This is a genomic window from Flavobacterium sp. R1_16 (assembly GCF_057652095.1).
Genome location: NZ_JBYFCG010000017.1, coordinates 1 through 4,908 on the forward strand (window position 1 = coordinate 1; position 4,908 = coordinate 4,908).

The 4,908-nt window shown below is 36.4% G+C and carries 5 protein-coding genes; all 5 read right to left on the reverse strand.

The annotated features are described in order from the left end of the window. Nucleotides 1–209: 209 nt before the first annotated feature. Genes AC23L6_RS13230 through AC23L6_RS13250 form a run of 5 tightly spaced genes read right to left on the reverse strand, consistent with a single transcriptional unit; the run spans nt 210 to nt 4,625 of the window. On the reverse strand, nt 210–1,316 hold the full coding sequence (locus AC23L6_RS13230; RefSeq protein ID WP_487562948.1) for a PDDEXK nuclease domain-containing protein: 1,107 nt from the start codon (nt 1,314–1,316) through the stop codon (nt 210–212). A gap of 53 nt (nt 1,317–1,369) precedes the next feature. After that, the gene (locus tag AC23L6_RS13235; RefSeq protein ID WP_487562949.1) at nt 1,370–2,218 is read right to left on the reverse strand and encodes an AbaSI family restriction endonuclease; all 849 of its coding nucleotides are present in this window, start codon (nt 2,216–2,218) and stop codon (nt 1,370–1,372) included. Beyond that, the gene (locus tag AC23L6_RS13240; RefSeq protein ID WP_487562950.1) at nt 2,218–2,562 is read right to left on the reverse strand and encodes a hypothetical protein; all 345 of its coding nucleotides are present in this window, start codon (nt 2,560–2,562) and stop codon (nt 2,218–2,220) included. Before AC23L6_RS13240 ends, AC23L6_RS13235 begins: the two co-directional genes overlap by 1 nt. 10 nt (nt 2,563–2,572) lie before the next feature. Continuing rightward, complete coding sequence (locus AC23L6_RS13245) at nt 2,573–3,847, reverse strand: SPFH domain-containing protein (protein WP_487562951.1); 1,275 nt, start codon at nt 3,845–3,847, stop codon at nt 2,573–2,575. A 22-nt stretch (nt 3,848–3,869) separates the two neighbouring features. After that, nucleotides 3,870–4,625, reverse strand: coding sequence for a zinc ribbon domain-containing protein (locus AC23L6_RS13250; protein ID WP_487562952.1), 756 nt, complete (start codon nt 4,623–4,625; stop codon nt 3,870–3,872). Nucleotides 4,626–4,908: the final 283 nt, after the last annotated feature.

Below are 4,908 nucleotides of genomic sequence, written 5' to 3' on the forward strand. Positions count from 1 at the left end.
GCTTAAAATCCATTTATAGACCTCCTGTGAAGTAGAAAAGAAATCAAAATGAGGTTTTTTCACAGCCTGACGTTTTGGGTATTGCCGAAGGCGGGGATTTTTTGCACAAAAGTTCAATCGAAGAACGAATGTTGAACCTTGCACAAATGTCCAATCGAAGCCATTCACCCCCGCTTTTGGCAATACCTTGTTATGGGCAGGTTTTTTATCTATTTCGTGTTTTTCAATTCGTTGTTTATAAATGCTTCTAATTTTGCTTTGTCGGGTAATTGTAGTTGGTATTTACTTACGAAAATGTCCAAGTCGCTGTCCGCAATGGCATATTCTACCAATGTCTTGTTTTGGTTGGTAACAAGTAAAATTCCAACAGGCGGATTGTCGTTTTCTTCTTGCACGTTTTTCTTGTAGTGTTGCAAATACGATTTCAGTTGTCCGATGTGTTCGTGTTTGGCAATTTCAGTTTTGAGTTCCACTAAAATGTGGCATTTCAAAATGCGATGATAGAAAACCAAATCAATGAAATAGTATTCATCGCCAATTAAAATGCGTTTTTGTCGTGCTTCAAAACAAAATCCATTTCCAAGTTCGGTGATGAATTGTTGTAAATGCGAAACAAGGGCTTGTTCAAGTTCTGTTTCTTCAATTAAATGTGGTTGCCCGACATTTAAAAACTCAAAGAAATAATGCGACTTTACTAAATCTGTTGCTTGTTGTGGTTGTATTTTGTTTGCAACTTCGCTAAACGAATTTTTGTGATTTCCCGACAAACCAACACGCTCAAAAGTTAGCGTTTCAATTTGTCGTTTCAGTTCTTTTACGCTTGGTTGCGTTTTCAAAATCAGCAATTCGTAAAAACGTCTTTTGGTGCTGTCGTCAATTTTTATGAGTTCCGTAAAATGCGTGTAAGAAATGGATTGAAAAATGGTTGAAACGTGCTTTATATCTTCGTTTTGTAATTCTTGGGTCGGCAACCCAAGAATTGATTTTTCGACATTTTCGGGCAAAAAATCGGTAGGAAACACATTTTTAAATTCTTGGGTTATCAACCCAAAAATTTGCGGATAAGCGTTGTAAAACTGTCGGCAACGTGATAATTCTGGTGCTGTAAGCCCTTTTACGCTGATATTTTTGGCGATATTTTCAAGCAATTTTGTTCCATATTCGGCTCTGTCACTACCGTTTTGCTCAAACTCCACAATGTAAAAACCTGTAAGCCAATTTCTCAAAGTTAGGTGTGTGTTTACAGCTTTTACAGCACTTTGCTGTAAAAAGTCATTTGTTTGCTGTATGCGTAAAACTAACTTCTCAAAATCCATTTTTATCTATCTAAAATTCGCTACAAAGATAATCAAAATGACAGAAAATCGTTTTAAGGTTTATACGTTTTTACTCGCTCCGAAACTCTTCGCCACAACAAACCGTCAGTATAATTTGTTCGGTTTCTGTCAAGTTCATATTCGCCTTTGAAACGATACATAATGTCGCCTAACGGACTTTTAACTCTTGCAAAAACAATTCTGTTGAACTGCTGTTTTAGAATGTTGTCAATGTGCGGTCTTGCATTTTCGGGAATTTCTGAAATTTCTCTAATTTCCTTTTCATCGTTAGAAATTGAATTGTTCCATTCTCCGTTTTTGTAGAGTTTTGGAAACCAAATAATTTTTCCACTTTCTTTTGGGTGTCCTGCTCCACCTGTCCAAATTCCTTTGGGTTTGTAAGTGTTGCCAAAACAGTTTGCCGCATCAACCATTGTTCTGAAAGCACAGTCTTCGTTCAAATCTATAAATCCTTTGTCAATATAGGTTTGTGGATTAAGTTCGGCTTCAATGTCCCAAGATTTAAAATTTTGAACAATTGATTTTTGGTCTTTAATACGTTCAACAATTTGTGCAATTTCATTGTTGATTGTGTCAATGTCTTTGGTAACATCAACTCTCAAAATTTCGTGTCCTGTTGCGTTTATGATGTCGGCTTCACGCAATTTATCCAACTCAATTTGTTTTTTATGATGTCCCTCGTCAATTTCAATATGAATGTGAAGTTGCGGAAAAAACATATCTGTCAATGCTCGTCCGTCAGGTCTTGACACATATTGTTGAGTTACAAATTTTATGGAAAGGTCATTGAGTAAATGCCAAATTCTCGTTACAACATAATGTTCAAATCGCTTTTTTTCTGCTCTTGAAAATTGGCGTGATATAAATTCAAGTTTATTCATTACTGTTTCGCTTTTGAAATGGAATAAGAAACAAGAACGTAAATCAAAAACAAAACTCCGTTCACGATTATGTAAAGCGGTTTTGAAAAATCCGCAAACGAAAAAATGAAATTACTCAATAACGCAACTGCAAAGAAAATTCCCGAAACTGTTTTTACCATTGCTGTTGTTCTCGGAAGTTCAAAACTTATTCCGATTGCCAACAAAGTTGTAATGGCTGTAAATAAAAATGTTCCCAAACTCAAAAGCAATTTGTTTTCGCTGTTGTGAAATGAGTAAAAGCCATAAGCGATAAGTCCGCTTATGGCAAGTGCTATGACTGATTTTATAAAATTTACTTTCATATTTGTTTCTTTAAATTGCTGGTGGTGGCGGTGGTGGAACTGCTGAAAACAAAGTTGCAAGTTCGGCTACATTACTTGCCAATTCCCAACCTGACATTCCCTCTTTCCAAACGTGATGTTGTTTTGTGAACTGTCCGTTTTGTATTGATTGTTTCAGTTGTTCCAATGAAAATTGCCCTAACTGTTGTCCGTTCAATGCAACGTGATAATTCAATACAGGTGGTGGCGGTGGCGTGTTGTTGATGTTGTTCATCATTCCACCCATTTTGTTGCCCATTGCTCCGCCTATTGCCATACCTGTCATTAAACCGATTGGATTAAGACCTCCGCCTCCACCAAGATTTACAGCTCCCATATCTCCAAGACTTTCGGCTGCTGTTTTCAGCACATCAGTTTGTTGATTGAGTTGATGAACTGCAAAGTTTTTGCCCTCAACACCCAATTCCAAATCTTTACGTTGAATACGCATTGTTTCATCAAGGTTTTCAAGATTGATTTCAGTTGTTCCCTCAACTGTTTTCAATTCTTGGTCTGCAAAGCGTTTTTGAAGTCGTTTGTAGTTGTTACTTTCTTTGTCAAACTCCAAATGAGCAAGGTCAAAACGTTTGAGATTAACACCAAAATCAAGTTCAAAATCATTTTTCAAACGTGCTTGAATTAAATCGGACAACTCTAAAATTTTCCGTTCAAGTTGTAGAACTGCAATTTTGTTTTCTGTCGGTGCGTTTGCGATAAAATGCTTTACAAATTTGGTAACAGCATCTTTTATCTGATTATTGAAATCGTCCAATTCAAAATTGATTAAGCGGTTTTGCTTAATGAAATTTTTGTAATCGGTAACATTGAAAGTGATTGTTCCTCTTGCTGCGATTGGTGCAGAAAAATCAGCACTTCTCGGGTCAAAAACATCAAAGTAAGGAATACCGAATTTGATTTGGTTGTTTCCTTGTAAATTGATGAAATAAATTTCTGCCTGAAAAGGCGAACTACCGCCAAATGCAGTTCCTACAACGCTTGTAAGAATAGGAAAGTTAGCCGTTTTTATTGTCTGGTCGTGAGGTCCGACAATATAATCCATAAGATTGCCGTCATTTTGTTTGTAAACAAACACTGCAACTTCGCCCTCTTTTACTCGCAAACTACTACCGTAACGAATAGCATTTTCTTTTTTACTTTCGTTGATTGTTGCTCCTTTTGGTCGCCATTTCCAAACAAGGTATTCTTGTTCATCACAACGGATTACGTCCATAAATCCGCCTTCGTTTTTATTGCCAAATAATGCCATTTTCTTTATGTTTTTTTAATTGTTACTTAATGCCAAGTTGCTGTCCGTAATACTCAACTTGTTCTAATGTCTTTTTATCTTCTTTCATTGATAATCTTGCTTTCATAACTATCTGTTCACATTTTTGCATCCAAACTTCTGCAACCATATAGTCATAATTTTTAGCGTGGTCATCGCCAAAATGGGCACCAAATTTTTTGAATGCTGAAAATGTTGATTTTTTAGCTGGCGAAGCCAAAGGAACTGCCATTGAAAGAAATTCCAAGATGTCCTCTTTTGAATTTGGAATAGGAAAGTGCATAATAAATTCTTTCTTTTTGGTAAATACCGCTCGTTTCCAATCGCCACCTCCAATACTTTCAAGACCACCAAATACTTTCCCCATTAAACCGCCTGTATTGTTGTTTTCTCTTAATACAACCTTGCTTTCAATAGTTTGATAGTCTTTGAAAAATTCTCTGATTGAATTAGCACTTTCAATGTTTCTAAAGTCGTGTCCACAGTCAGTGCATTTTGTACTAAATGATTGAACGATTGCACCACAAGAAGGACATTTCTTGATGTCGCCAAATTTGTCAGATTTTGGTGCAGAAACTGGTGGTGTTTCTGGTTTCGTTTGGTTTCGTTCAAAAAGTTTAGCGTCAAGCACCATTTCAAATTCGTCAAGGTCAATACCTGCTGCTTCGGCTTTTTTGAATAGCACTTGTTTTTCTTTTTCGGTTAATTCTCCGTCAGCAAGAGCAAGTTCTATCAATTTTTCTATTTGTTCGTTATACATTTTTTAGTTTTTAAATTGTTTGGAAAGTCCTACTCGTGTGGCTTTTCGGTGTCGCCTCGTTTTTTGAAATGGTGTCTGAACTCCATTTTTTTTGAAAATAAAGGATTGTTGTCAGTCGGAAATGACTGTCAGAAAGTATTGTTGGATTAAGTCGGTGGTTCTCTTGTCAGCCGATGTCCGTTGCGGTGTGTTCTGTTAAACTTGCCCATAACGTCAGACTGTGAAAAAACCTCACAGCCCTTCGAACAAATATAGCAAAATGTTTTCAAGCAGTAGTTTATTT